The 25,755-nt window shown below is 64.7% G+C and carries 24 protein-coding genes; 9 read left to right on the forward strand and 15 right to left on the reverse strand.

Translation table 11 applies throughout. From position 1 onward, the window contains the following. Window position 1: 1 nt before the first annotated feature. Window positions 2-637, reverse strand: coding sequence for a glutathione S-transferase family protein (locus tag ACYUME_RS12370; RefSeq protein WP_460419086.1), 636 nt, complete (start codon window positions 635-637; stop codon window positions 2-4). A gap of 123 nt (window positions 638-760) precedes the next feature. Between ACYUME_RS12370 and ACYUME_RS12375 the strand changes: the two genes are divergently transcribed. Further along, the gene (locus ACYUME_RS12375; protein WP_460419088.1) at window positions 761-1,675 is read left to right on the forward strand and encodes a LysR substrate-binding domain-containing protein; all 915 of its coding nucleotides are present in this window, start codon (window positions 761-763) and stop codon (window positions 1,673-1,675) included. A gap of 66 nt (window positions 1,676-1,741) precedes the next feature. Here the strand turns inward: ACYUME_RS12375 and ACYUME_RS12380 are convergent, their stop codons facing one another. Both ACYUME_RS12380 and ACYUME_RS12385 read right to left on the reverse strand, forming a co-directional pair. Then, window positions 1,742-2,479 carry a hypothetical protein gene (locus ACYUME_RS12380; protein ID WP_460419090.1) on the reverse strand — a complete coding sequence of 246 codons (738 nt, stop codon included), beginning with the start codon at window positions 2,477-2,479 and terminating at the stop codon, window positions 1,742-1,744. A 96-nt stretch (window positions 2,480-2,575) separates the two neighbouring features. Then, window positions 2,576-3,148: a LuxR C-terminal-related transcriptional regulator gene (locus ACYUME_RS12385; protein WP_460419092.1), complete on the reverse strand. Its 573-nt coding sequence runs from the start codon at window positions 3,146-3,148 to the stop codon at window positions 2,576-2,578. 139 nt (window positions 3,149-3,287) lie between these two features. Between ACYUME_RS12385 and ACYUME_RS12390 the strand changes: the two genes are divergently transcribed. The 6 genes from ACYUME_RS12390 (at window position 3,288) to ACYUME_RS12415 (ending at window position 9,520) form a co-directional block, all read left to right on the forward strand. Next, window positions 3,288-4,466 (forward strand): acetyl-CoA acetyltransferase, encoded by a 1,179-nt coding sequence (locus ACYUME_RS12390; protein ID WP_279885990.1) that lies wholly within the window; start codon window positions 3,288-3,290, stop codon window positions 4,464-4,466. A gap of 1 nt (window position 4,467) precedes the next feature. After that, window positions 4,468-6,003 carry a class I adenylate-forming enzyme family protein gene (locus ACYUME_RS12395; RefSeq protein ID WP_460419093.1) on the forward strand — a complete coding sequence of 512 codons (1,536 nt, stop codon included), beginning with the start codon at window positions 4,468-4,470 and terminating at the stop codon, window positions 6,001-6,003. A gap of 43 nt (window positions 6,004-6,046) precedes the next feature. Continuing rightward, a complete protein-coding gene (locus ACYUME_RS12400; protein ID WP_460419094.1) occupies window positions 6,047-7,381 on the forward strand; it encodes an MFS transporter in 1,335 nt (444 codons plus the stop codon). A gap of 201 nt (window positions 7,382-7,582) precedes the next feature. Continuing rightward, complete coding sequence (locus ACYUME_RS12405; RefSeq protein ID WP_279885999.1) at window positions 7,583-8,218, forward strand: LysE family translocator; 636 nt, start codon at window positions 7,583-7,585, stop codon at window positions 8,216-8,218. 27 nt (window positions 8,219-8,245) lie between these two features. Continuing rightward, window positions 8,246-8,542: a DUF3144 domain-containing protein gene (locus ACYUME_RS12410; RefSeq protein ID WP_279886002.1), complete on the forward strand. Its 297-nt coding sequence runs from the start codon at window positions 8,246-8,248 to the stop codon at window positions 8,540-8,542. A 156-nt stretch (window positions 8,543-8,698) separates the two neighbouring features. Further along, the gene (locus tag ACYUME_RS12415) at window positions 8,699-9,520 is read left to right on the forward strand and encodes a MipA/OmpV family protein (protein WP_460419096.1); all 822 of its coding nucleotides are present in this window, start codon (window positions 8,699-8,701) and stop codon (window positions 9,518-9,520) included. A 1-nt stretch (window position 9,521) separates the two neighbouring features. On the opposite strand, the gene ACYUME_RS12420 is transcribed toward ACYUME_RS12415, so the two are convergent. The 5 genes from ACYUME_RS12420 to ACYUME_RS12440 form a co-directional block, all read right to left on the reverse strand. Next, window positions 9,522-9,986, reverse strand: coding sequence for a VOC family protein (locus ACYUME_RS12420; protein ID WP_460419098.1), 465 nt, complete (start codon window positions 9,984-9,986; stop codon window positions 9,522-9,524). Between the two features lie 41 nt (window positions 9,987-10,027). Continuing rightward, the gene (locus ACYUME_RS12425) at window positions 10,028-10,210 is read right to left on the reverse strand and encodes a DUF2986 domain-containing protein (RefSeq protein WP_460419099.1); all 183 of its coding nucleotides are present in this window, start codon (window positions 10,208-10,210) and stop codon (window positions 10,028-10,030) included. A gap of 98 nt (window positions 10,211-10,308) precedes the next feature. Then, entirely contained in the window at window positions 10,309-11,271 is a 963-nt protein-coding gene (locus ACYUME_RS12430) for a hypothetical protein (RefSeq protein WP_460419100.1), read from the reverse strand. A 248-nt stretch (window positions 11,272-11,519) separates the two neighbouring features. Next, the gene (locus ACYUME_RS12435; RefSeq protein WP_460419101.1) at window positions 11,520-12,488 is read right to left on the reverse strand and encodes a Dyp-type peroxidase; all 969 of its coding nucleotides are present in this window, start codon (window positions 12,486-12,488) and stop codon (window positions 11,520-11,522) included. 151 nt (window positions 12,489-12,639) lie between these two features. Next, window positions 12,640-13,800: an NAD-dependent formate dehydrogenase gene (locus ACYUME_RS12440; RefSeq protein WP_460419103.1), complete on the reverse strand. Its 1,161-nt coding sequence runs from the start codon at window positions 13,798-13,800 to the stop codon at window positions 12,640-12,642. A gap of 211 nt (window positions 13,801-14,011) precedes the next feature. Between ACYUME_RS12440 and ACYUME_RS12445 the strand changes: the two genes are divergently transcribed. Together ACYUME_RS12445 and ACYUME_RS12450 are read left to right on the forward strand one after the other, a co-directional pair. Then, window positions 14,012-15,568, forward strand: a complete 1,557-nt coding sequence (locus ACYUME_RS12445) for an AlkA N-terminal domain-containing protein (protein WP_460419105.1) — start codon at window positions 14,012-14,014, stop codon at window positions 15,566-15,568. Then, window positions 15,558-16,178, forward strand: a complete 621-nt coding sequence (locus ACYUME_RS12450; RefSeq protein ID WP_460419106.1) for an alpha-ketoglutarate-dependent dioxygenase AlkB — start codon at window positions 15,558-15,560, stop codon at window positions 16,176-16,178. The genes ACYUME_RS12445 and ACYUME_RS12450 overlap by 11 nt, the downstream gene beginning before the upstream one ends. Window positions 16,179-16,191: 13 nt before the next feature. Here the strand turns inward: ACYUME_RS12450 and ACYUME_RS12455 are convergent, their stop codons facing one another. The 7 genes from ACYUME_RS12455 to ACYUME_RS12485 all read right to left on the reverse strand — a co-directional run bounded on the left by ACYUME_RS12455 (window position 16,192) and on the right by ACYUME_RS12485 (window position 25,708). Then, on the reverse strand, window positions 16,192-18,390 hold the full coding sequence (locus ACYUME_RS12455) for a TonB-dependent receptor (RefSeq protein ID WP_347881630.1): 2,199 nt from the start codon (window positions 18,388-18,390) through the stop codon (window positions 16,192-16,194). Window positions 18,391-18,537: 147 nt separating this feature from the next. Beyond that, complete coding sequence (locus ACYUME_RS12460; RefSeq protein ID WP_460419108.1) at window positions 18,538-19,515, reverse strand: siderophore ABC transporter substrate-binding protein; 978 nt, start codon at window positions 19,513-19,515, stop codon at window positions 18,538-18,540. Then, on the reverse strand, window positions 19,512-20,288 hold the full coding sequence (locus ACYUME_RS12465) for an iron ABC transporter ATP-binding protein (RefSeq protein WP_460419110.1): 777 nt from the start codon (window positions 20,286-20,288) through the stop codon (window positions 19,512-19,514). The genes ACYUME_RS12460 and ACYUME_RS12465 overlap by 4 nt, the downstream gene beginning before the upstream one ends. Beyond that, window positions 20,285-21,226, reverse strand: coding sequence for an iron chelate uptake ABC transporter family permease subunit (locus ACYUME_RS12470; protein WP_460419111.1), 942 nt, complete (start codon window positions 21,224-21,226; stop codon window positions 20,285-20,287). The genes ACYUME_RS12465 and ACYUME_RS12470 overlap by 4 nt, the downstream gene beginning before the upstream one ends. Continuing rightward, the gene (locus tag ACYUME_RS12475) at window positions 21,223-22,143 is read right to left on the reverse strand and encodes an ABC transporter permease (protein WP_460419113.1); all 921 of its coding nucleotides are present in this window, start codon (window positions 22,141-22,143) and stop codon (window positions 21,223-21,225) included. Before ACYUME_RS12475 ends, ACYUME_RS12470 begins: the two co-directional genes overlap by 4 nt. Window positions 22,144-22,163: 20 nt before the next feature. Then, window positions 22,164-23,921, reverse strand: a complete 1,758-nt coding sequence (locus tag ACYUME_RS12480) for an ABC transporter ATP-binding protein (RefSeq protein WP_460419115.1) — start codon at window positions 23,919-23,921, stop codon at window positions 22,164-22,166. Further along, the gene (locus ACYUME_RS12485; protein ID WP_460419116.1) at window positions 23,915-25,708 is read right to left on the reverse strand and encodes an ABC transporter ATP-binding protein; all 1,794 of its coding nucleotides are present in this window, start codon (window positions 25,706-25,708) and stop codon (window positions 23,915-23,917) included. Before ACYUME_RS12485 ends, ACYUME_RS12480 begins: the two co-directional genes overlap by 7 nt. Window positions 25,709-25,755: the final 47 nt, after the last annotated feature.

The raw sequence follows: 25,755 nt of genomic DNA on the forward strand, positions 1-25,755 counted from the left end.
GTCAGGGGCCGGTCGCTGGCGCTGGGAGACGAATACCGCGTTGCACGGCGGGACGCTGCTCGACTTGTCGGAACCAGCGACTCAGATGGCGGTAGGGGCTGAAGTCGAAGCCAATGACCTTTGCGATATGCAGCCAGGCGAAACTGGCGATATCCGCAATCGAATAGGCGTCGCCGGCCAGCCACGCACGGGTGGCGAGTTGCTGATCGAGAAGTGCGAAAGCCTCCTCGGTGAGGGCGCGATAGCGCTGCTGCGCCGTAGGGTTGGGCGCGGGCGCGAAGCACTCGAAGTGAACGCGCTGCCCCAGCAAAGGGCCCATGCTGGCGCTGTGGTACATCAGCCAGGTGATGGCTGTCCAACGTGGTTGCGCTGCCTGCTCGAGCAATTGATCGCTCAATTGTGCCAGGTACAACAGGATCGCTGCTGATTCGAACAGCACGATTCCAGCCTTGCGGTCTACCAATACCGGGATGCGACCTGCCGGGTTGAGTGCGAGGAAATCCTCGTGGCGATGCTCGGCCAAGTCGATATTCACGTGGATCAGGCGATAAGGCAGTCCCAATTCCTCAAGGGCAATGGTGATCTTGAAACCATTGGGGGAGCTGTCGGTATAAAGCACAAGCGCGGGATCCGGCATGTTATTGGCCTCAATAAAACTAATCTGAATATGTTTGCAGTCACGCTATGCTAGGCATCATCCATAAGGTTTACGAACGATCATTTCATTCATTCAGATTAGTTTTTCTAAGGTTTAAATTTCATGGGTGCAGTCTTGCCGTTGCTCGCGTTGCGTGCTTTTTCCGAAACCACTCGACTGGGTAGCTTGAAGGCCGCCGCCGAGTCCATGGGCGTCACCCCAGGTGCCATCAGTCAACAGATCCGTTTGCTGGAAGACCGCCTCGGGGTCCGCCTGCTGACGCGCAGTCGCTACGGCGTGCAGCTTACGGAGGCGGGGGCGAGTCTCTATCCGGGGTTGTCACGCGGTTTTGGCCAGATCGAAAGCGCTCTGCTCGATCTGCAAGCCCTGACGCGCGTCAACACCCTCACGATCAGCACTCAGCCCTCGTTCGCGTCCAGCTGGCTGGTGCCACGCTTGGTTGACTTCAATGCGCGGCACCCAGAGATCGACGTGCATGTGCAGTCCACGGCCGAGCTTGTCGATCTGCATCGTGAACCTGTCGATATTGCCCTGCGCCATGGCCTGGGCGAGTACCCAGGGCTGGAGTCGATACCGTTACTGGCTCCTGTGCTGCTTGCGGTAGCCAGCCCCGACCTGCTTGCCGGTGGGCCGCCACTGGATGAACCGTGCGATTGCCTGCGCTACCCACTGTTGCAGGACGCCGACCGTGCCGACTGGACGCTGTGGTTGCAGGCTCACGGGGCCGAACCCGATCGCCGTAGCCGCCGAGGACCGAGCTTTGACGAAGATCTGCTTTTGTTACGCGCGGCCGTCAGTGGCCAAGGCATCGCGCTCGTGCAGGCACAGCACGCCGCAGATGACTTGCGCAGCGGCAGGCTGGTGGTAGCAGTGGACCGGGCCTGGCCTTCGCGCTTTGCCTATTACCTGGTGGCCCGCAAGGAGAACCTGGGTCGACCGCAGGTGCGTGCATTCATCGACTGGATTCAAGCGCAGCTTGAGTCCGAGTCGTCGCCATCGGCAGCGCGCGAACGATAGCGCCGAGCTAGCTGCGGGGGGGAGACGGGGAAGGTGCCATGGCCCGAGTGCCTGGTGGTGCCGTACTCAACGTTTCTTCTTGTTTCGCCGTGACCTGATGCTGCGTTGCTGCGCTTTTTTCTTGAATACGATGCTGTTCCATTGCTCGACGGCGATGCCCGCTTGCTTGTAGATGCCCTGGCTCATTTTCATGCTGTCGAAAAGCTCGACGAGCGCTGGCGATAATTCCATGCGCTGTTTCTTGAGGATGAACACCAGCTGGTGCGAGAAGATACTCAGACAAAACGCCGTGAGCAGCAGGGTGATTTGCAGCCAGAGCGACTCTGCCGGCGCGTAGGCCGTGGAGTTTATCTTGATCAGGAAATAGATGTAGATCAGCGCTGTAAGGCATTGAAAGGTCATGAGCAGGCGGGTGATTGACCTTGGCAAGCGTTCGCCGACGATTTTGCTCTTCGTCAAAATGTAGGTGTCGATGATGCTCATCAGCAGAAATGGAAAGCCGGCGAAGGCGATGTCGATGCTTGAAAGGCTATAGCTGGCGGAGGACATGTTGATGACGAATACCAGCACCAGGCCAGACACCAGGGCGATGAAAAAGTCTTTCTTCAGCTCGCTGTAGAACGCTCGATAGTATGCAGAGCTGCGCCCGGTCAATGCCCATGTCAGGTCATAGATATAGATGGCAGCGACCACCCAGGAAACAGACAGCAGTGAAAGCAGTGCGAAATGCCACCACGACTCGTAGCTGAACATCAACTGCCATAAGGTGGAAAACGTAATGATGAAGAACAGGATATATTTCATTGGCATGGTTCTATAAGGGTGAGCGCGTGATCACCAACATGCGCAGTTGGTGAGCCGTGGGGATTGAGCATTCTTTGCCTGAGCCAGGTTGGGTTTTCAACTGATGAAGATGATCTTGGAGACGAGTTCGGCACTGTTCTTCGCCTGCAACTTCTTCATCAACCGCGCCCGATGCACCTCCACCGTGCGATGCGAGATCCCCAGCTGGCGCGCCACTTCCTTGCACGTCAACCCGTTCACGATATGCAGCGAAATCTCCCGCTCCCGCGCCGTCAACTGCACCGCGGGCGCTGGCTGCCGGTCCAGCCGCTCGAAATGCCACACCATCAGCTTGAACGGGTCATCGAGCGTCAGGGTAAACCCGTGGGCCCGTGCCCTGAACACTTCGCCATTGCGATGCTGCATGAAGCGTTCATCGGTATAGAAAGCCCCAGGCCCGGTGCGCAGCCAGTGCTCGCTACGTTCGCCGATGCTCTGGTAATCCGCATGGGAGGGATAAAGCAGCAGTGTCAGGTTGCCTCGCAACTCTTCCCGCTCGTAGCCGAACAACCGTACGAACGCCTGGTTGCAATCGAGCATCCGGCGATGGGCCGTGATCATCTGGGGGGCAGGGGACACCTGGAACGCCACGCGCTCGAGGTCCTGGAAGGGCGGTGTATCGACGGTCATCAGGCATCCTGCCTCGGTTTCAGGGTCATGCCCGTATGACTCACTACGTACAGGCGTACGTAGTTGCCCCAACTAGCGTGGGATTCGGGCGCTGGCCCATTGTATGAAATACCCGCTTCAAGGACAGAAGAAAATCACCATGTTTCACGATTCCGTATCCATCGTCGCCGCTGCGCACAGTCCTTTCGGTCGCCTGGATGGCCAGAACCTCGAGGACCTGATCGTGCAGGTCACCCGCGACGCGCTCAAGGACGCCGAGATCGACGCCGCCGAGATCGACGCGCTGTTCCTCGGACACTTCAACTCGGGCCTGGTGGCCGATGGCTTTCCGGCCTCGCTGATGCTGCAGGCCGACCCGCAATTGCGCTTCAAGCCGGCTACCCGCTGCGAGAACGCCTGTGCCTCGGGTTCGGCGGCGATCCAGGCGGGCATCCACGCGATCCGCAGCGGCGCCGCCGAACTGGTGCTGGTGGTGGGCGCGGAGAAGATGACCGGCAACAGCACCGTCGAGGTTACCCGCGCGCTGGCCGGCGCCGGCTATCAGAATGCCATCGAGGAAGCGGGGTTGAGCTTCGCCCAGTTGTTCGGCCAGGTGGCGCAGCAGTACACCGAGCGCTACCACAGTCCACTGGCCTCGATGGCCGCGATCGCGGTGAAGAACCACGCCAACGCCATGGCCAACCCGCTGGCGCAGATGCACCGGGTGATGGACTTCGAGCACTGCAACACGGTATCCCAGGGCAATCCGCTGATCGCCGCGCCGCTGCGCCTGACCGATTGCTCGCTGATCAGCGACGGCGCGGCGGCGATCGTCCTGGCTTCGCCCAAGCGGGCCCGTTCGATGCGGCGCCAGGTGGCGATCCGTGCGATGACCCAGGTGAATGACTTCCTGCCGTTGTCGCGCCGTGACGTTCTGGCTTTCGAGGGGCCGCAGCGGGCCATCCATGGCGCACTGCGCGAGGCGGGGGTGACCCTGAACGACCTGAGCTTTGCCGAGGTCCACGACTGTTTCACCATCGCCGAGCTGCTGATCTACGAGGCCATGGGCCTGGCGCCGCGCGGCGAGGGGCATCGGGCGTTGGACGACGGCATCGTGCGCCAGGGCGGGCGACTGCCGGTGAACCTGTCTGGTGGGCTCAAGGCCAAGGGCCATCCGGTGGGCGCCACCGGTGTGTCGATGCACGCCCTGGGCTTTGCCCAGCTTACCGGCAACCCCATCGGCCTGGGGGTGCCCGGTGCCGAGTTCGGCCTGCTGTTCAACATGGGCGGCATGGCCGCGGCCAACTACGCCAGCGTGCTGCAAGCGGTCAGGGTCTGAGATGAACATCGCGCACTGGCTGCTCGACGCGGCCCAGCGCTGGCCGCAGCGCGCCGCGCTGTTCGACGGCCTGCGCCAGGTCGCCGATTATCAGCAACTTGCCGAGCTGGCTCGGGCTCGCGCGCTGCAACTGCGCGACGAATACGGCATCGCTCCGGGCGAGCGGGTGGCGTTGCTGATGAAGAACAGCTGCGCCTACCTCGAACTGCTCTACGCCATCTGGTGGAGCGGGGCGGTGGCGGTGCCGATCAACAACAAGTTGCACGCCCTGGAAGCAGCCTGGATCGCCGGCAACGCCGGGGCGCGGCTGATCTACACCGACGAGGGCCGATTGTTCGATGGCTTGGCGTTGCCCGCTGGCTGTCGCGAGCTGGCCGCGCCCGGCCAGGCCGTGGCCGTCGCGGGCGTCGATCTGCAGGCGCCGCATCCGCGCCAGGACAGCGACCTGGCCTGGCTGTTCTACACCTCCGGCACCACCGGGCGCTCCAAGGGCGTGATGCTGTCCCATGGCAACCTGATCGCCATGTCCTTGTGCTATCCGCTGGATGTGGATCCGGTGTCGGCTGGCGACGCCGTGGTCTACGCCGCGCCGATGTCCCACGGTGCAGGCTTGTACAACTTCATCCACGTGCGCTGTGGCGCCCGTCATGTGGTGCCGGCATCGCGCGGCTTCCAGGCGGCGGAGCTGTTCGAGCTGGCCCAGGGGTTGGGGCAGGTCAGCCTGTTCGCTGCGCCGACCATGGTCAAGCGCATGGTCGAGCAGGCCCGGCAGCAGGGCTATGCCGGGGAAGGCATCAAGACCATCGTCTACGGCGGTGGGCCGATGTACCTCGCGGACCTGGCCGACGCCCTGGACACCTTCGGCCCGCGCCTGGTGCAGATCTACGGCCAGGGCGAATGCCCGATGACCATCAGCGCGCTGGCGCGTGAAACCATCGCCGACCGTGACCACGCCGACTGGTCGGCGATGGCCTCCTCGGTAGGACGCGCCCAGGCGTGTGTCGAGGTGCGGGTGGTGGACGCTGCCGGCCAGCCGCTCGCGCCGGGCGAGCCCGGCGAGATCGCGGTGCGCGGCGCACCGGTGATGCTGGGCTACTGGGACAATCCGACCGCTACCCAGGCGACCCTGGTGGATGGCTGGCTGCGCACCGGCGACATCGGCTACTTCGATGCGCGCGGCTACCTGACCCTGACCGATCGCTGCAAGGATGTGATCATCTCCGGCGGCAGCAACATCTACCCGCGCGAAGTCGAGGAAGTGCTGATGCAGCACCCCGAGGTGTTCGAAGTGTGCGTGGTGGGCGAGGCCGATGCCGAGTGGGGCGAGTCGGTGGTGGCCTTCGTGGTGCCGCGCGCGAGTGGTCGTGTCGATGCCCAGGCGCTCAACCAGTGGTTCCTGGCGCGCATGGCCTCGTTCAAGAAACCGAAGAAATATCAGTTTTGCGCCGAGCTGCCGAAAAACAGCTATGGCAAGATTCTCAAGACCCGCTTGCGCCAGTGGCTGCAGGATCCCTCGGGGCCTTCGAGCATCCCCTGAAGCAACGACAATTCATGGACAGCAACACGACAGGAGTTCCCTTATGGGCATGTCACCCGGCAACACCCGGCGCCAGCGGCGCCGGGCTTTCATCGGCGCCACCACCGGTCACCTGATCGAGTGGTACGACTATGGCGTCTACGGCTTCCTGGCCTTGTACATCGGCAAGGCCTTTTTCGTTTCCGACGACCCCACCAGCAGCCTGCTGGCGAGCTTCGCGGCCTTTGCCCTGAGCTTCTTCATCCGCCCGCTGGGCGGGCTGTTCTTCGGCCCGTTGGCCGACAAGATCGGCCGTCGGCGCACGCTGATCACGGTGCTGGTGATGATGGCCGGCTCTACCTTCCTGCTCGGCCTGTTGCCGACCTATGCCAGCATCGGCATCGCCGCGCCGATCATCCTGGTGCTGATCCGCTGCGTGCAGGGTTTCTCCGCCGGCGGCGAGATCGGCACCATCACCAGTTTCATTTCCGAATACGCAGGCCCCGGGCGGCGGGGCTTCGCCACCTGCTGGCTGATGGTCACCGCAGTGCTTGGCCTGCTGTTGGGCGGCGCCGTGGCCAATGGCATGACCTGGGCCCTGGGCGCGGAGCTGATGCAGGACTGGGGCTGGCGCATTCCGTTCCTGATCGCCGGGCCGCTGGGCTTCATCTCGCTGTACATCCGCCTCAAGCTCGAGGACAGCCCCGAGTTCCTCGCCCTGGTCGAGGCCGGGCAGACCTCCAAGGCACCGCTGCGCGAAGTGTGGCAGTGGAAACGCTCGATTGCCCTGGTGTTCTTCATCATCACTTTGCACAGCTCGATCTTCTACCTGGTGCTGACCTTCGCCTCGACCTACATGTCCAACACCCTCAAGTTCGACAGTGGCACCACCTTGCTCTATGTGTTCGTCGCCAGCCTGTCGGCGGCGCTGGTGATGCCCTTCGGCGGCGCCTTCACCGACCGCTATGGGCGCAAGCCGTTCCTGATGGTGATCGGCACCCTGGCGACCTTGGCCATGTACTGGTTCTTCAAGAGCGCGCCGGGCGCCACGCCGGCCACGCTGTTCTGGCCGCTGATGGCGGTGGCGATCCTGTTCGGCCTGTACGCGTCCTCGACCTACGCGCTGATGAGCGAGCTGCTGCCGACCCGCATTCGCTCCACCGGCATCGCCATGGCCTACAACATCCCGGTGGCGGTGTTCGGCGGTAGCGCGCCGCTGATCTCCACCTGGCTGATCAAGGTCACCGGGGATATCACCGCGCCGTGGTACTTCTACGTGGGCACCGGCGTGGCGTCCCTGGTGGCGCTGGTGGTGCTGCGCAAGGAGGATTTCGTGGCCTGTGGCCACGATGCGCGGCAGCCGGTTGAATCGAACCCATTGAACCTGCGTTCGGTCTGAGGGCAGAAGACCTCTGTGGGAGCGGGTTTAGCGGGGCGCCGAACCGCCGCGAAACAGGCGCCGCGGTGCCTGGCACCGGCTTTGCCGGTGTTCGCGGGTGAACCCGCTCCCACAGGCTGAGATTTCGAAGCTCATTTCCGGAGCGGGGCAGCATTCTGTTACAGTCGCCGCCTCACGTTATCGGTCCGGGGATGTACAAGGATGTCGCTTCACGATTGGTTCGGTTTTGTCGTCGTCTCGATGCTGGTGACCCTGTCGCCAGGCCCTGGGGTCATCATGGCCCTGTCCAACTCGTTGTCCCATGGCCCGCGGCGGGCGATGCTCGGCTCGCTCGGCAACGCCTTCGGCCTGCTGGTGGTGTCCACCGCCACCAGTGCCGGTCTCGGGGTGCTGCTGCAGACCTCGGCCACGGCCTTCCTGCTGCTCAAGATACTGGGCGCGAGCTACCTGATCTACCTGGGCATCAAGCAGTGGAAGAGCCGCAGCAGTGCCTTCGACCAGCTGGAGCAGCCGGCCAGGTCCATCGCCAGCAATCGCCGGCTGCTGCTCAATGGCGTGACGGTGGCGCTGACCAATCCGAAGGCCATCCTGTTCTTCGCCGCCTTCCTGCCGCAATTCGTGCGCACCGGCCATGGCGCCGACGGCCAGCTCGGCCTGTTGGTGGTCACGTTCGCCCTGTGCTCGATGCTCTCCCATGCCTTCTATGTCTCCCTGGCCCAGGCCTTGAAACGCCAGCTGGCCGCGCCAAGCCGCGCGCGCCTGATGAACCGCCTGTTCGGCGTGTCGTTCATGACGCTGGGGGCCAGCCTGTTCACCGTTCAGGCCAAGACGGCCTGAGCCAAGCATCCCCAATAGGTGTACCGCATGGCACAAGCCACCGACCAGACTTTCTACGACCGCGCCGACGCGCATATCGAGCTGGCCAACCAGCAGATCGAAAAGCTCGAGGACCTGGGCAAGGTCAGCGCTTCGATGACCTTCGCCGCCAGTCGCTTCAATGCCTGGATGACGGCGCGCAGTTTCAAGTCGGCGCAGGAAATGGCCGCGGCGCGCGAGGAGTTGTTGAAGTACTTCTGCGAGCAGTACCGGATGATGCTCGAGGACAACCTCGACGAGCATATCCAGCACTTCGACCGCTATGTGCTGGGCCAGGACAGCTGAGGCCTGCCCAGAAAAAATCAGCCATCTTCACACGAGCTTGACAATCGCTGGAAGGAACGTTGACAGACCCTCGCTAGAGTGCGCCCCGTTGAAATGCGCCGGGCAATCCCGGTGCGTTTTCCATGGTGTTCAAACCTTATCCAGCGAGTCATGAGCATGTTCGAATCAACGTCCATCAGGAAGATACTGGGCACGTCGCTTGCCCTTAACGCGGCGCTTGCCTGCAGCCAGGCCAGCGCAGAGGAAAAGACCGCGCTGGACAGCCTCTGGGGCGACGAGACCCAGGTCACCGCCGGCTTCGCCCTGCACACCGCGCCCCGCTACATGGGCGCGAAGGGCAGCCGGGGCCACCTGCTGCCATCGGTGTCCATCCAGCGTGGGATCTTTTTCGCCGATAGCCTCCAGGGCGTAGGCGTCCAGCACCAGTTCGACAATGGCTTGAGCGCCAGCGTCTCGCTCGGCTACGACTTCGGCCGTGCCGACGGTGACAGCCAGTACCGCGATGGCTCGGACCGTTTGAAGGGCATGGGCGAGGTGGGCGGTGCGACGGTCGTCGAGATCAACCTGGCCCAGCAGATCCTGCCCTGGCTGGCGATCACCGCCGACGCCGAGCTGCGTACCGGTGGCTACAAGCGCGGCGATCGCTATCAGTTCGGCCTGCTGGGCACGCTTCACCACAGCGACGCCGACACCGTCACCCTGGGCGTCAACGCGCATGCGGGGCAGGCCAGGTACAACCAGACCTACTTCGGCGTCACCAGCCAGCAAAGTGACAACACAGGTTTCGATCGATTCGAGGCGGACAAGGGTATCTATGCCTACTCGGGCGAGCTGTCGTGGATGCACCGGTTCGATCCGCACTGGTCGACGATCGCCAGCGTGAATGTAATGCATTACACCGACCAGGTCCGCCACAGCCCGATCATCCGCCAGGATACGCCGGTCACCTCGACCGTCGGGGTGCAGTACGCGTTCTGACTCAGGGCAGTGGGAGGAACGCCTCCTCGATGAAGGCTTCGAGTGCCTGCGCCTCGATGATTTCGATCGAGAAATGCCCGAAACGCTTCGGCAGCCAGATGATGCGGGCACCGGCAGGCGACTGCAGGTGCTCGCGCGCCAGTGGCTTGCCGTTCTCGTCCTCGGGCTGGATGCCGTTGGCGGTCAGTTGGTCGTAGGCCTGCTCGATGTCCGGCGTGCAATAGCAATGGCGGTAGATCATCCCCTCGCCGTGCGTGTCGAGCAGGTCCTTGAGGTTACCCGCCAGTGGCTGCACCAGCATGAACCGTTCCTGGCCGACCCGGGCGATCGCGTAGTGTACGTGCAGGCCGCCACGCTCCCAGACGAGCGTCCTCGAGATAGCGGCGCCCAGCACCTGCGCGTAATAGCTGCAGGCGGCGCGCAGATCGGCGACCAGCACATCCACATGGCTGAATTTCAGGTCCATCGCATTGCTCGCTGTATCGGCAGGCATTGTCATCGTCAGGCTCAGGGCTGTGCGGGGGCGGCGTTGTCTGCCGTGGTCTGCTCGACGCTCAGGCTGGCCTCGGCCGCCAGCTTCAGTCGGTCGGCCTTGGATATGTAGGTGTTGCGGTTTTTCGGCGCCAGCTTGGCGCTGGCCTTCTTGGCGTGGGCTTTCAACAGCTGGTTGATCTTTTTACGACGGTTCATGGTTTATCGCTTCATTGGCGTCTGGTTGCACGGCAGGAGTGAACGATACAGCAATCCGCTGCAAAGCAGCCCCGGTAATGCAGCGGTCTGATTGACTGTTACTCCCACCACTTGCAGAAGAGCGCATTCGTCCACCGCCGTGGGCCGGTGCCCAGGCCCACGGCGGTGATCTGCGAACGGGCGAGGATTCGTTTGATCTCGGGATAGATGTCCAGTTGGCACAAGGGCGCGATTTCTATGCCGTACTCAGCGTCCGGTCCGATTTTCGCGCGCATCGACTCCCGGAACGCAGCAAGGATATCGAACCCTTGCGCGCCTGTGTCATCCACCGTGTCGAACGCTGTCGTGAAAAATGAATCGATGAACATCTCGGCATGACTGCCGGCTTTCATGAACTCGATGTAAGGCTCGGCATAGTTGCCACAGTCGATGCAGGCGCTGGAAATCTGCAGGGCAGGCCCATCGCATCCCGCGCAGTCGGCCGATGGCGATATGAGCCGAATGGCGTCGGCGACCGTCAGGTTGGCGTTGTCGACTTGCGCAGGTCGCTCATCTGGCGCAAGCAGTCGAACGATCGAGAACGCGCAGGGCTTTCTCTCCTGCAACGGATAGCCATACTGATCCTTGCGACCTGCGATCTCGACGTGCTTGAACAGGTTGGCGGAAATGTATGAGACCGCATCGTCCGTGTACTCGACGCTCACAAAACAGCCATCGAGCTCGTAGATGAACTGACCCTTGTCTTTCCTCATCGCTGGCGCGACCTTGGCGTCCACCAGGTCTTTGGGTTTGCCGATCGTGTCTCGACTGACCAGGTCCTCGAGCGTCCAGCAAGGCGCCCGGGCACAGGATGCGAAGGTTGCCGCCGAGATGGCTTTTACACCTTGATCCACCTTGTTGATCGCGCTGATGTTTCGCTCTGTCTGCTGGCTGTTTTCGACAGCGCTCTGGCGATCGGCTTCATAGGTGTAGATGGAAAACACAAAACCGAGGAGCCCGGTGATTGCCAGGATGCCGGTAACCAGTGGATGTCGGCCGACGAGTTCGACGGCCTGCTTCACGACGTTGATCCCGTTTCGTATCTTCACCGTGGGCCCTCCCGCGTTCGCCATCGTCGGGCGCGTTTCCTGCTGAAGGGTAGTCGAAGCGAACTGCCGGTGTAGTGCGTAATGGTGTTCACGTAAGAAAACCTGGTGCTTGTTGGGGCTGCTTTGCAGCCCTTCGCGGGTAAACCCGCTCCCACAGGCCTTGTGGGCGCGGGTTTACCCGCGAAGCGGACCCAACTACATGGCGTAGCGCAGAACAGTGATCACGGGTTGGCCGGTGGCGCGTTCAAGGCCACCGCCGCCTCGCTGGTCACCGCGTCGAGGAACGTGGTGGTGGGTACGAAGAACAGGGACCCAGTCACCGCCCGGCTGACGTCGAGCAGGCGGTCGTAATTGCCGGGCGGGTTGCCGACGAACATGTTTTCGAGCATGCGCTCGGTGCGGGCCGGCGATCGCGCATAGCCGATGAAGTAGGTACCGAACTCACCCTTGCCGACGTCGCCGAAGGGCATGTTGTCGCGCAGTATCTGCAGGTCCTCGCCATTTTCCTCGATGCTGGTCAGCACGTTGTGCGCGTAGCTGGGCTTCTCGGCATCGGTCAGCTCGATGTCCGACAGCTTCCTGCGCCCTATGATCCTTTCCTGATGTTCGACCGGGATCGCCTGCCATTTGTCCATGTCGTGCAGGTACTTCTGCACGATGACGTAGCTGCCGCCGATGAATGCGGGGTCCTCGTCGCCGATCAGGGTCGCCTGCACCGCGGCCTGGGCCACCGGATTCTCAGTGCCGTCGACGAAGCCCAGCAGGTCACGGTTGTCGAAGTACTTGAAGCCCTGCACCGTGTCGACCACGGTAACGGTGCTCGCCAGGCGCGCCATGATCTGGCTGGCCAGTTCGAAGCACAGGTCCATGCGCGTGGCGCGGATATGGAACAGCAGGTCGCCGGGAGTGGAGGGGGCGTGGTGAACGCCGCGAATCTCCCGGAACGGGTGCAGTGCCTTGGGCCGTGGAGCGCCGAACAGGCGATCCCAGGCGTGGGAACCAATGCCCGTGACACACGACAGCGCACCGTCGGGGGTTCTGAACCCCACGCCGCGCACCAGGGATGAAAGGTCTGCGCAAAGCGCTCGAACGGTGGCTTCGCTCTGGGGTTCGGGGTTGATCGACACCACCAGAAAAATGGCGGCAGAGGTCAGTTGGGCTTCGACGGCCTGGGATGTGATCGACGGCACTGCGCCTCCTTGATGGCACTGCGGAACTGGCGTTTGCTGCGCAAGAAGCCCCGGGCGCGATCGCGATGGTGGGCCTTCCGCGCGCTCCAGCGATAGAGAATAGGGACGAATGTTAATGCCCACAAGGTCCGGTCACTGCCGCTGGCCTGTGTCATTGCAACTGGTAGGAGCGGGCACCGGTACCGGCAAGCGCGCCACCGTGCACGATCAGGTATTCATCACGAATGGGCCGGTTGCCGAGGTAGTCCTGCAGGATTTCCAGCGTCCCAGCCGCATAGCGTGCCTGCGCCGACAGCGAGGTTCCGGAGATGTGCGGCGTCATGCCGTTGAACGGCATGCTTCGCCACGGGTGATCCGCCGGCGCGGGCTGCGGGAACCACACATCGCCGGCATAGCCGGCCAGCTGCCCTGACGCGAGGGCGCGCACCAGCGCATCGCGCTCCACCAGCTTGCCACGGGCACAGTTGAGCAGATAGGCGCCTCGTTTCATTTGCGCGAGCCGGGCATCGTCCAGCAGGTTTTCGGTGGCGGGGTAGAGCGGAATCTGCAGGTTGACGATGTCGGCGACGGGCAGCAGCGAGGCCATGTCCGCGTGGTAGGTGAGCCCCAGTTCGTCCTCGATGTGCGGCGCCAGGCGATGACGCTGGAAGTAGTGAAGGTGCACGCCGAAGGGCTGCAGTCGACGCAACACGGCCATGCCGATGCGGCCCGCGCCGATGGTGGCGAAATGCATGCCTTCGATATCGTAGCTGCGCTCCACGCAATCGGCGATGTTCCAGCCACCATCGCCGGCGATCGCGTGTGCCGGCAGGTAGTTGCGCACCAGCACGAGGATCAGCATCACCACCTGCTCGGCGACGCTGATGCAGTTGGAACCGGTGACTTCGGTGACGGTGATGCCGGCCGCGGCGGCAGCGGCCAGGTCGACATGATCGGAGCCGATCCCTGCGGTGATCACCAGTTTGAGCTTTCGTGCCTGGGCGATTCGCTCGGCGCTCAGGTAGGCGGGCCAGAAGGGTTGGGATATGACGATGTCGGCGTCGACCAGGTGACGCTCGAACGCGGAATCAGGCCCACGCTCGTCGCTGGTCACGATCAGCTCGTGACCGTGCTGTTCCAGGTAGGCGCGCAAACCAAGCCCACCGGAGACGCAGCCGACCAGCTCGCCAGGCTCGAAGCCCAGGGGTGGCGTCGGCGAGGGTGCCCGCTGGCCATCGGCGTAGGTATCGATGCGCGGGATCGTGCTGCGCGCATAGCGCGGAGGGTAGCCGGTGACGGGGTCCGGATAAAGCACACAGAGAACCTTGGCCATGACGAGTCCCTGACGTTGTCGGCTTGCGGGGAGCCAGAGATCAGGCCGTGGCGGTCCGCTCAAATGGCTCGGGTCATTGCGTGCGGCAGTGAAAATTCCAGCACATCGAGTGCGGATGTCCAGTTGCCCGGATGTGCGGTTTGCAAGGCATGGCGGTGTTTCGCACCATATGTCCGAAAATGGCGAGTCTCGCCCACGATGGGAGAATACGATGTCGTCTATGCCAAACATCATCGATCCTCCCGAAAGCGACGCCTGCTACCAGGCCCTGAAAGCGCACGATGCGCGCTTCGATGGCGCCTTTTTCGCCGCCGTGACCAGCACTGGCATCTACTGCCGACCGGTGTGTCGGGTGAAAACGCCACGGCGCGAGAACATCCGCTTCTATCGCCATGCCGCTCAGGCCGAGGCCGCGGGCTTCAGACCCTGCCTGCGCTGCCGCCCGGAATTGGCGCCACGCGCGGCATCATGGAGCACCGAAGACGCCTCGCGCATCCTGGCGTTGCAGGCGGCGCGCCTGATGGACGAGCCCGATGCCCTGGCCAGCATCGTCCCGCCACGCGCCGGACAGTCGCAGGCCACCGGGGGCGCGATGGCGCGGATCGCGGGGCACCTGGGTGTGAGCGACCGCCACCTGCGACGGATCTTCGAGGCGCACTTCGGCGTGTCGCCCCTGCAGTACTTGCAGACCCGGCGCCTGCTGGCGGCCAAGCAGCTGATCGCCGATACGCCGCTGCCGATGACCCAGGTGGCACTTTCCAGCGGCTTTGCCAGCGTCCGGCGTTTCAACGACGCGTTTTCCCGACACTACGGGTTGAACCCCAGCGCCCTGCGCCGCGCCAGGTCTGTCGTGGATGGACAGGGCGCAAGCGTGCGGTTGGGCTGGCGCCCGCCTTATGACGTCGGTGCCATGCTCCAGTTTCTGCATCTGCGCGCCTTGTCCGGCGTGGAGCGTGTGCAGGGGTGGGAGTACGCGCGCACCTTGCAGGTCGTTCAGCGCGGACAGGCTTGCAGCGGCTGGCTGCGGGTACGTTTCGACGAGGCGCGTGCCCAGGTGCTGCTGACCGTCAGCGATTCATTGGCCGTTGCCTTGCCGACGCTGATCAGCCGCGTGCGCGCGGCGTTCGATCTGGACGCCGACCCGCAGGCCATTCACGCCTTGCTGCAGGCCACGTTCCCGGCGAGCGATGGCGTACGCGTACCGGGCACGCTGGAAGGGTTCGAGCTGGCCGTGCGCGCCGTGCTCGGCCAGCAGATCACGGTGGCCGCCGCGTGCACACTGGGCAAGCGCCTGGTCGCCGCTTTCGGGATGCCCGTCGAAACCCCGATCACAGGGCTGGATCGCCTGTTTCCCACACCCGCCGCCCTGGCCACGGCCAGTGGCGACGCACTGGGTCGGCTGGGCATCACCCGTCAGCGTCAGGGCGCCTTGAAAGCGCTGGCCGAGGCCGTGCTGGACGGACGGCTGCTGCTGCGTCCAGGCGTGGACGTCGCGGCAACCTGCGCGGCATTGCGCGCCTTGCCTGGTATCGGTGACTGGACCGCACAGTACATCGCGCTCCGCGCGCTGCGCTGGCCCGATGCCTTTCCCGCGGGTGACGTGGCGCTGCACAAGGCCCTGGGCGTGAGCAGCGCGCGAGCCGCCACGCAGGCCGCCGAGGGCTGGCGGCCCTGGCGTGGCTATGCGGTGCTGCGCGCCTGGCAAGGGCTGGCGGCGCGCGATGCGACCCTCAACGCCTACAGCGGATCCGGACGCCATGCAGAGTGACCTGTTCGACATGATCGATGCACCGCTGGCCGTCGACACGGCGTTTCGAACCGCAAGGCGTGTCGCGCTCGATGCGTATTCCTGGGTCGAGGTCGTGCCCGATTGGCTGTCGGGTGCCGCGCAGCTCTACGAGCAGATGCGCCGCAGCGTGCCCTGGCGCGAACACGAACGGCGCATGTTCAACCGAACATTGCTCGAGCCGCGCATGACCGCGGTCTACCAGGATCTGCGCGAGGTGCGCGAAGAGGGCCTGCTGCAGGCTGTCAGTGCGCTATCGAACCACTACGGGGTGGTCTATGACGGTTTGTGGATGAATCTCTACCGCGACGGCAACGACAGTACCGGCTGGCACCGCGATCATCGCTCCTGCCGCAAGCTGGAGTGCATCGTGCCGGTGCTGACACTGGGCACTTCCCGACGCTTCCTGATCAAGCCGGCGAAGGGCGGACGCTCCATCACGTTCAGGCCATCTTGCGGTGACCTGGTGGTGATGGGCGGGCGCGCCCAGCAGGACTGGCTACATTGCGTGCCCAAGGAGCCGGGCATCGACGGTACACGGATCAGTGTCAACTTCATGAGCACGGCCCAGGGCGTGCGCGACGGCAGGTAGCGCGCCCTGGCGGTCAGAAGTCCACGCTCGCCGACAGCTCGTAGGTGCGCGGCGCGCCGAGCCCCAGGGTCTGGGTCAGCGGTACGCCCCAATAGTCCTTGTCGGTGAGATTGCTGATGTTCGCGCGCAAGGTCAGCGGGCGGCTGGCCACCTGGGTGGTGAATCGAGCGCCGGCGTCGAACAGCGTGTAACCCGGGATCGACAGGCTGTTGTCGTTGCTGATGTACTGCTTGGATTGCGAGGTGACGTTGCCCGTCAAGGTCAGCCCCTCCAGGCCGGGGACGTCCCATTCCAGGCCCAGTTTGCCCTGTAGCTTGGGATAGGCGGTGGCGGTCTTGCCGTCGTTCTTGCCGCCTTGGGTCTTGATCAGCTTGGGGTCGACATAGGCGACGCCGCCCATCAAGCGTACATCGGGCAGCGCTGCACCGAAGAAGCTCCACTCCACGCCTCGGTTACGCTGCTCGCCGCCAAACGAGAAGACATTGGTGGCCGGGTCGGTGTAACTGCTCGGACGCTTGATTTCATACAGCGCCAAGGTGTGGCTGAACGTGCCCAGGTCGAGCTTCAGGCCGATTTCCTTCTGTTTGGATTTGTAGGGGGCGAACACCTGGCCATGATTCGCCGCGGTGATCGGCGCGGCGGCGCCCTTGCTCAGGCCTTCGATGTAGTTGGCGTACAGCGACAGCTCGTCGGTCAGCTTGAACAGGATCGCCCCGGCGGGGGTGGTGGCGTGGGTATCGTAGCCGGGCTTGTTGCGCACGCCCTCGGCGACGTTGTAGCTGTCGGTGACCACCTCCTGGCGGCGTACGCCCAGGGTCAGCTGCGCGCGGCCATCGAGCACCGACAAGGTGTCGGCGATGCCGTAGCTTTTCAGGTCGTCCTCGGTGTGGGCGATCTGCGGCCAGGCTTCGGACACTTTCGGCCCCCAGCTTGGACGATAGATGTTGGTCGTCCAGCTGGAGCCCGCGGCGCGACGGCCAAAATCCTTTTTCGTCTCGCTGTACTGGGTCGCGTTGACCGACCACTGATGGTTGATGCCAAAGGTGTCGAAGTGGCCTCGCAGCCCGACCTCGGCGGAGGTCTTGTGAATCTCCATCTGCAGCTGGCCCATGGTGGTGGTGAGGTCGCCGGCGGCATTGTTCACCGTGGCCATCAGCGCGCCGCTGTACTTGTAGTCGGTCCTGCTGGTGCCGATCGCGCCATAGGCCAGCAGGTCGTCGCGCAGCTCGTACTCGCCGCGCAGGATGGCGCCTTTGTCCTTGGTTTCGACATAGGCCCAGTCGGGGTTGAGCAGCTTGTCGTTGCGCGGTGGCCTGGGCACCGGCACGCCATCGTCCAGGCCCATGCCACGGTTCTGGCCGCGGATATGATCATCGCTGTCGAACAGGTCGATGGACATGCGCGCACGCTCGCCGCGCCAGTCCAGGGCCAGCGAGGAAAGCACATTGCGTTGGCGCTGGTCGTCGATCGCCGCATCGCCGTCGCGGTACACGCCATTGAAGCGCACGCCGAACGCATTGTCCTCACCGAAGCGCCGGCCCACGTCGACATGCCCGCCCACCTGGGCGTCGGAGGCGTAGGTGGCGGTCAGTCGCGTCAGGGGCGTGTCGCCGGCGCGCTTGGGAATGAGATTGACGATCCCGCCCACCGAGCCACCGGGCGGCATGCCGTTGAGCAGGGCGGATGGGCCTTTGAGCACTTCGATGCGCTCGTACATCTCGGGCGATGCGCGGTAGTAGGGGGCCATGCCGAACAGCCCATCGACGGTCATGTCGCTGATGCTGGTCTGGAACCCACGGATCGAATAGTTCTCGCTGTAGGTCCCGGTGAGGCCGTTGCTGAACACCGAGGGGTCGGTGGCGGCGATCACGTCGGTGATGTCCTTGGCTTGCAGGTCCTGGATATAGGTGTCGGTGTAGCTGATCGTGCTGAACGGGGTCTCCATGAAGTCCTTGTTGCCCAGCAGCCCGACGCGGCCGCCAGTGGCCACTTGCCCGCCCGCGTAGACCGGTGGCAGCGGATCGGTGGCATCGGCAAGGGCATCGACCAGGGTGGCGGGCAGCTCTGGCACTGCCGGCTTTTCGTCGGTCGTGCGTGGCGTCTGTTCGCTATCGGCCGCCAGGGTGGGCACTGGCGAAAGTGCGCAGGCGCCCAGGGCAAGACCGACCAGCACGGCGTGTGCCAATGGCTTTCGTTGCAGCGCGGGAGGCATGAGGGCAAGACTCGAGCGGGTGGGGCTGGGCAGATGGGACACGCGATGGCTCCAATGGATGGCAGTGGTTGTATTTAAAAAGCGAAGTCGTAAGGCGAATGAGAATCAAAAGCTTGCGTGGTCGAACGCGCCTGCGGCGCGTGCGAATCAGTCCTGATAACCCTTGAGCACGTCGTCCACGATCAGCGCCAGCGACGTCGGGCTGGCGGCGGTGACGTACCAGGCCTCGGGGTCGACGAACACCACGCGCCCGTTTTTCCAGGCATTGGTCTGGCGCAGCAGCGGGTTGCCCAATGTCTGGGCCGTCATCAACGGGCGATGCTCCATCACCGCGGTACGGTCAACGACGTAGAGGATGTCGGGGTTGGTCTGCTGGATGAACTCGCTTGCAATCGGTTGGCCGTGCAGGCCGGTCTCGCGGGTCAAGGTGGCTGGCTTGACGCCCAGGTCGTTGTAGATGAACCCATAGCGCGACTGCACGCCAAAGGCACTGAACGCGGCGTTGTTGTGCAGCACCACCAGGGCCCGTTCCGGGCGATCGCGGATGACACGGCGTGCCTGGTCGAGCTTGGCCTCGAGCTCGGCGGTCTTCTGCCGGGCCAGCGCCTGCTTGCCGAACACCTGGCCAAGGCTGGCCAGGTGCTGCTTGATCAGGGCGATATGCCCGACCTCGCTGTCGCGGTAATCCACGTCGAAATGCAGGGTCGGCGCCATCTCGCTCAGCTCGGCATAGTGCTTGGCCTGCAAGGAGGTGATCAGGATCAGGTCGGGCCGCGCGGCGTGTACCCGCTCCAGGTTGGGCTGCACGATCGAACCGATATCCACGATCTGCGGGTCGTACTTGTAGCGCGCCAGGAAACGCGGCACGAAATCCTTCGGCATGCCGGCCACCGCCACCCCGAGCTGGTCGAGGAAGTCGACTTCGTTCATGTCCAGGGCCACGGCGCGCTGCGGGGAGCGACTGATCACGGTGGTGCCCAGCTTGTGCTGGACGCTGACGGGCGCGTAGTCGCCGTGATGAGCGCTCGCCGCCGTCGTGCTGGCCGCGTCCTGGGGGGCATCGCATGCGTTCAGGGTCAGGGCTGCGCCCAGCAGCAGCGCCCGAGGCCAGTGGTCGAAATTCATCGCAGTTCTCCTGGTGGGTTGAAGTAGTTGCACAGTCTGCCGCTCGCGCCATGGGTGATTTCGAAATCCAGCCCGTACAGCGCTTGCAACTGTTGTTCGGTCACCACGTCGTCGACGCTGCCCGCGCAATGGATCTGGCCGTCGCGCATGGCGACGATGTGATCGGAGTAGCTGGCGGCGAAGTTGATGTCGTGCACGACCAGGATCACCGTGCGCCCGAACTCGTCGCAGAGCCGGCGCAGCGCGCGCATGATGCGTACCGCATGGTGCATGTCGAGGTTGTTCAGCGGCTCGTCGAGCAACAGGTAATCGGTCTGCTGGGCGATGGTCATGGCCAGGAACGCCATTTGCCGCTGGCCGCCGCTGAGCTCGTCGAGGTAGGCCTCGCGCAGCGGCTCCAGGGAGAGGAAGGCGAGCGCTTCGTCGACGGCCCGATGGTCTTCGCGGGTGAGGGCGCCGCGGCTATGGGGGAATCGACCGAAGGCGACCAGCTCGGCGACGCTCAGGCGCAGGTTGAAATCCACCTGCTGGCGCAGGGTGGCGACGCGCCGGGCATAGTCGCCGATGGCGATGCCGCTGATCGAGCGCCCGTCCAGGCGTATGTCGCCCCGATCGGGTTCGAGCAACCGGGCGAGCATCATCAGCAAGGTCGTCTTGCCGGCGCCATTGGGGCCGATCAGCGAGGTCAGGCGCCGGCTTGGAAAACAGCTGTTCACGGCGCTCAGCACAGCCTTGCCGCCGTAGGTTTTATGCAGGTCGTGGACGCTGATCATGCGCCTCCTCGGTTACGCACCATCAGGGCGAGGAAGTAGGTGCCACACACCAGATTCACGAGAATGCCGACGGTGGTCCTGTAGTTGAAGACATGCTCGACCAGCAACTGGGCGGCAATGAAAACGGCGACGGCCACGACACTGCCGAGCACCAGGGTGGTCCGATGGCGGAACGTGCCGGCCACGGCGTAGGTGATGTTGGCGACGAACACGCCCATGAACGCGGTGGGGCCGAGCAGGCTGGTCGAAATCGCCACCAGCGCGGCGATCACGGCCAGATGCAGGCGCACGTTGCGCGGGTGGTCCACGCCCAGGGAGATGGCCTGGTCACGCCCTAGCGCCAGTACGTCGAGCACCCGCACCGACCGAGCCTGCACGGCGCACAGGGCAGCCACCAGCAAGGCCGAGCCGAGCAGCAGTGGCGTCGAGGTGTACTGGAAGGAGGCTTGGGTCTGGCCCTGCAGCATCGAGAATTCGCCGGGGCTGACCTTGAGCTGGACGAATTGCGTGAGGGTGGTCATGACCAGGCTCAGCACCAGCCCGACCAGCAGCAGGAAATACACGTCGCATTTGCCGTCGCGAAACAGCCAGCGATGCAGCGCCCATGAGTAGCCGAGCATCAGCAGCAGCGAAACCGCGAAGTTGCCTGCGCTGCCGAGCAACTGCGCCCCTTGCACGCCCATGCCCAGCACCAGCACGGACTGCAACAGCAGGTAGACGGCTTCGTAGCCCATCACCGCCGGGGTGAGAATCCGGTTGTTCGAGAGGGTCTGGAAGGCGATGGCCGAGCAGGCCACGCACACACCGCCGAGAACCATCGCACTCAGCCGCGCGAGGCGCTTGGGTATCACGTAGTCGAGGTCCAGCCCGGAATCGATGAACACGAACACCAAGGCCAGCACCAGCGCCGTCGCCCATGCCAGGCGCTGGCCGTTCATCGTCGCCTCCAGAGGATCAGCCCCAGGAAGACAAGACCGCCCAGGCCGCCCGCGGTCAGGCCGATAGGCACTTCGTAGGGGTGGATGAGCAGCCGCCCGAGCAGGTCGCAGGCCAGCAGCATCGCGGCGCCGCCCAGGGCAACGAGGGGCAGGGTATGGCGCAGGTTGTCACCATGGCGCAGGGCGACCAGGTTGGGAATCACCAGGCCGACGAAGGGGATCGAACCGACGGCGATCACGCTGGCGGACACCGTCACCGCCACCAGCATCAGGCCCAGCGCCACGTTGGCGGTGTAGTTCAGGCCCAGGCTGGTGGCCATGTCTTCGCCCATGCCGAGCACCGTGAAGCGCTGTGCGTACAGGTAGGTCAGCACGATGATCGGCAGGATGACGTAGATGATTTCGTAACGGCCTTGCACCACCCTGGAAAAGTCGCCCAGCAACCAGCCCTGCATGCTTTGCATCAGGTTGAAACGGTAGGCGTAGCATTCGGCCAGGGCGCTCAGCACGCCGCCGTACATCAAGCCGATGACCGGCACCAGTACCGCGTTGCGGGCACGGATGCGGCGGATGATGGCGATGAACAGCAGGCTGGCGGCAAAGCACAAGGCCAGGGCGAACAGCATGCGCGGCAGCGCCCCGGCCGCCGGTGCGAGGCCCAGCGACAGCAGGATACCGAGCCGGGCGGCGTCGAGCCCGCCGGTGGTGCCGGGCTCGACGAAGCGATTGCGCGCGATCTGTTGCAGGATCACGCCGCACACCGCCAGCCCGACGCCGACCAGGATCAGCGCGGCCAGGCGCGGCAAGCGACTGGCGGTCAGGGTCAGCCAGGTGTCGCCGTGCAGCGCCAGCAGCTGGGACCACGCCAGCTCGCGGGCACCCACCGCCAGCGAGGCGAGACACAGCAAGACGAACATGAGAAGCCACGGCAGCCGCATCAGTCGGGTTCCACCTGCGCCGCGGTGCTGCGCCAGCCGTTGGCGGCGCGGCTTTGTTCGAGCAGGTGGGCATAGCGCCCGCCGCTGGCGCGCAAGGCCTCGGGCGAACCTTGTTCGACCACCTGGCCGGCCTCCAGCACCACGACGTGATCCGCCATGCTGATGGTGCCGAGTTGGTGCGCACTGACCACCAGCGTGCAGCGGCCACGCAGGTTGCGCAGGGTTTCGCTGATCAGCGCCTGGTTCTGCGCGTCAAGGGCGGCGGTGGCTTCGTCCACCAGCAGGATGGGGGCTTGCCTGACCAGCGCCCGGGCAATGCTCACCCGCTGGCGTTCGCCACCGGACAGCCTCGCGCCGCCTTCGCCCACCGGCGTCGCGAGGCCCTGAGGCAGGCGTTGCAGGACCTCCGTCAGGCCCGCCAGGCGGGCGGCTTGCAGCACCTCGTGCGCACCAGCGTCAGGCTTGCCGATGCGAATGTTGGCGGCGATGTCGCCCTGGAACAGCCAGGTGTCCTGCAACACCTGGCTGAGCGTGTCGGTCAGGGTGGTGCGGGCGATCTGGCGCACATCCACATGGCCGATCCGCACGCTGCCTGCGCTGGCATCGAAGAACCGTGCGATCAGGCGCAACAGTGAGGTCTTGCCCGAGCCCGAGGCACCGATGATCGCAACCATGCTGCCTGCCGGAACATGCAGGTCCACCTTGCGCAGCACGTCGGGGCCGTCGGCGCTGTAGCGCAGGCTCACGCCTTGCAGGTCGATCGAGCCGTCCATTGGCCGTTGGGGCGAGGCAGGCTCTGGCAGGGGCTCTGTCGAGAGGATTCGCTCGATTTCCCTGAGCTGGCCCTGCGCGCCGCGCAGGATTTCCACATGGCTGGCAACATCCTGCAACGGGTCGATGAAACGGCAAACCAGCAACAATGCCGCGACCACCGCGAGCACCTCCTGTGGCTGGCCGCCGACTTGGCTCCCCAGCCACAGGCCGGCGGCCAGCAGCAAGGCGGCGAACGTCGCCTGCACGGCCCAGCTGTTGAGCAATGCCGCCAATGTGGCGCGGGCGATCAGGCCCTTGGCGCTGCCGTGCTGACGCTGGAGGCTTTGCTCCAGCAGGCGCGTGCCGCCGCCTGTGCCATTGAAGGCACGCAGCACCGACTGGGCCTGGGCGAACTCGAGCATGCGCTGGCTGGTTTCGGCGAAATGCTGGTGAAACGTCCGTTCGGCCCGGTGTCCCAGGCGCGCGCTGCACAGCATCACCGCGACCAGGAGCGGCAGCGCCAGCAGGGCGATCAGACCCAGCGGCCCATGCAGGGCGAACAGCGCCGGCACGAGTACCAATGGCGCGATCGCGCCGCTGACCAAGGGTGTGAGCACATGAGCCGGCAACTGCGCCACGGCCATCGTGCCTTGGCTGATGACGTGAGCCAGGCGGGCACTGTTGTCGGCGTTGAACCAACCCAGCGGCAAGCGCGCCATATGCGCGCCGATCTGCTGGCGGCCACTGCGCAGCACGGCGACGGCGACGGCCACGCCTGCCTGCTCGACACGGCGTCGCCAGGCCCAGCACAGGGCCATGCCGACCGCCAGGGCCGCGAGCCAGGCGCTGGCGCTTCGGATATCACCGCTCAGCAGGTGCGCCATGATCGGCGCCACGCTGCTGATGGTCAGGCCACTGAAGACGCCATACAGCACGGTCATCAGCAGGTAGCGACGCAGGATCGGGGTGTTGTCGCCGAGCAGGCGAGTCAAGGTGTTCAGCATGCCGACGGCGCCTTGTTCTGGGAGGTCTGGTAGTGGCCTTGGGTCCAGAGCCGGGCATACAAGCCCCGCTGTGCCAGCAATTCGTCGTGGCGGCCCTGTTCGCGCAGGGTGCCGCGGTCGACCACCAGGATCTGGTCGGCGTGCCTGATCGTGTCCAGCCGGTGGGCGATGACCAGCAGGGTTCGGCCCTGGCCGAACAGCGACAGGGCCTGTTGAATCGCCGCCTCGCTTTCGGCGTCGGCTGACGCGGTGGCTTCGTCGAGCACCAGCACCGGTGGATCGAGCAGCACGGCGCGGGCGATGCTCAGGCGCTGCTGTTCGCCACCGGAGAGCTGCGCATCCTCGCCGATGACCGAGTCATAGCCGCGCGGCAAGCGCAGGATGAGCTCATGGATGCTGGCCAGGCGGGCGGCGGCTTCGATTTCCCCACGGGTTGCCGTGGGCCGGCCGAGCGCGATGTTGTCGGCGAGGCTGGCGTGGATCAGCCGCACGTCCTGCAGCACGAAGCCAATCCGTTGGTACAGCTCGCGGCTCTCGATCTGCCGCAGGTCGACGCCACCCAGTGTGATGCGTCCGGCATCGGGGTCGAAAAAGCGCAGCAGCAGGCGTGCCAGGCTCGACTTGCCGGCGCCGGAGGGGCCGACGATGGCCGTGGTGGTTCCCGGTGTCAGGGTGAAACTGATGTCGTCGAGCACGTTGCTGCCCGGAACATAGGCGTGGCTGACCCGTTCCACACGTATCTCGCTACCGCTTGGCTGGTGGCCGGCGGCAGGGGGCGCCAGCACGGGGGTGTCCAGCAGGGCCAGCACTCGCCGGGCCGCACCGACGGCAGTGTTGAGGTCATGGGTGATGTAGTGCAGCAGCTGCAAAGGGGCGCACAACCCAGGCGTCACCAGGACGAAAGGCAGCAGGTCCAGCGGTTCGGCCCAGCCCAGGGTGATGAACAGCATGCCGGTCAACAGTGCCAGCCCCAGTACCGACACCGGCGCGATCAAGGCGTTGACCTTGGCCATCGAGGCGACCAGTGGGCGAGTGAAGTCGGTGAAGGTGTCGGCAAAGGCATCGACGGCGTCGCGATAGCGATCCTGGGCGTTGCCGCGGTCACCGAACGCCCTGACCAGCGGCATGCCGTTGACGAACTCCACCACGGCGTTGTCGATGCGCGCCATGCCCGCGATCACCTCGCCCATATGCGCGCCGCTGGCATCGATGGCCCGCCGCAGGAACAGGAAAAAGGCCGGGAAGGGCAGCAGCGCGACCAGCGCCAGGCGCCAGTCGGTGGCGAACAGATAGGCCACTGAAACCAGCACCGCGCCCGCCGCGCGGCCCAACGTCGTGTAGAAGTGCGCGGTCAGGCTGTGCAAGGTGCCGATGTCGTCCTGGAGCGTGCGTTTCACATCGCTCGAGGCTCGCTCGCTGAACCAGCCGAGCGGGACCTGCATCAGGCGTTGGCCGATGGCGCTACGCAGCTGCTGGGTCAGTTGGTTGTCGGCCAGGTGCGCGAGCCACTCGCCGGTGGTGATCATGGCCATGCCGGTGAACAGGCTGGCCACACTGGCCACGACGACCGGGACGATGGCGTCGGGCGCGCCGGCATCGGTCAAGGCCAGGCGCGCGAGATGGGCGATGCCCGCCAGTGGCACGAGTGTCAGCATCGACCCCACTGCCGCCAGCAGCGTGGCGACGAAAAGCCGGCCGCGAATGGGGGCCAGTACGCGGTTGATGGGGTTGCGAATCTCGGGCTCGGCAGGAGCGGCACTGTGCGGCGACGCTGAAGGATTGGACATGAAGCGGGCCTGGAAAGCTGGAAATTAATTAGTTGCATGACTATAAA

The sequence above is a fragment of the Pseudomonas sp. microsymbiont 2 genome (assembly GCF_054788395.1).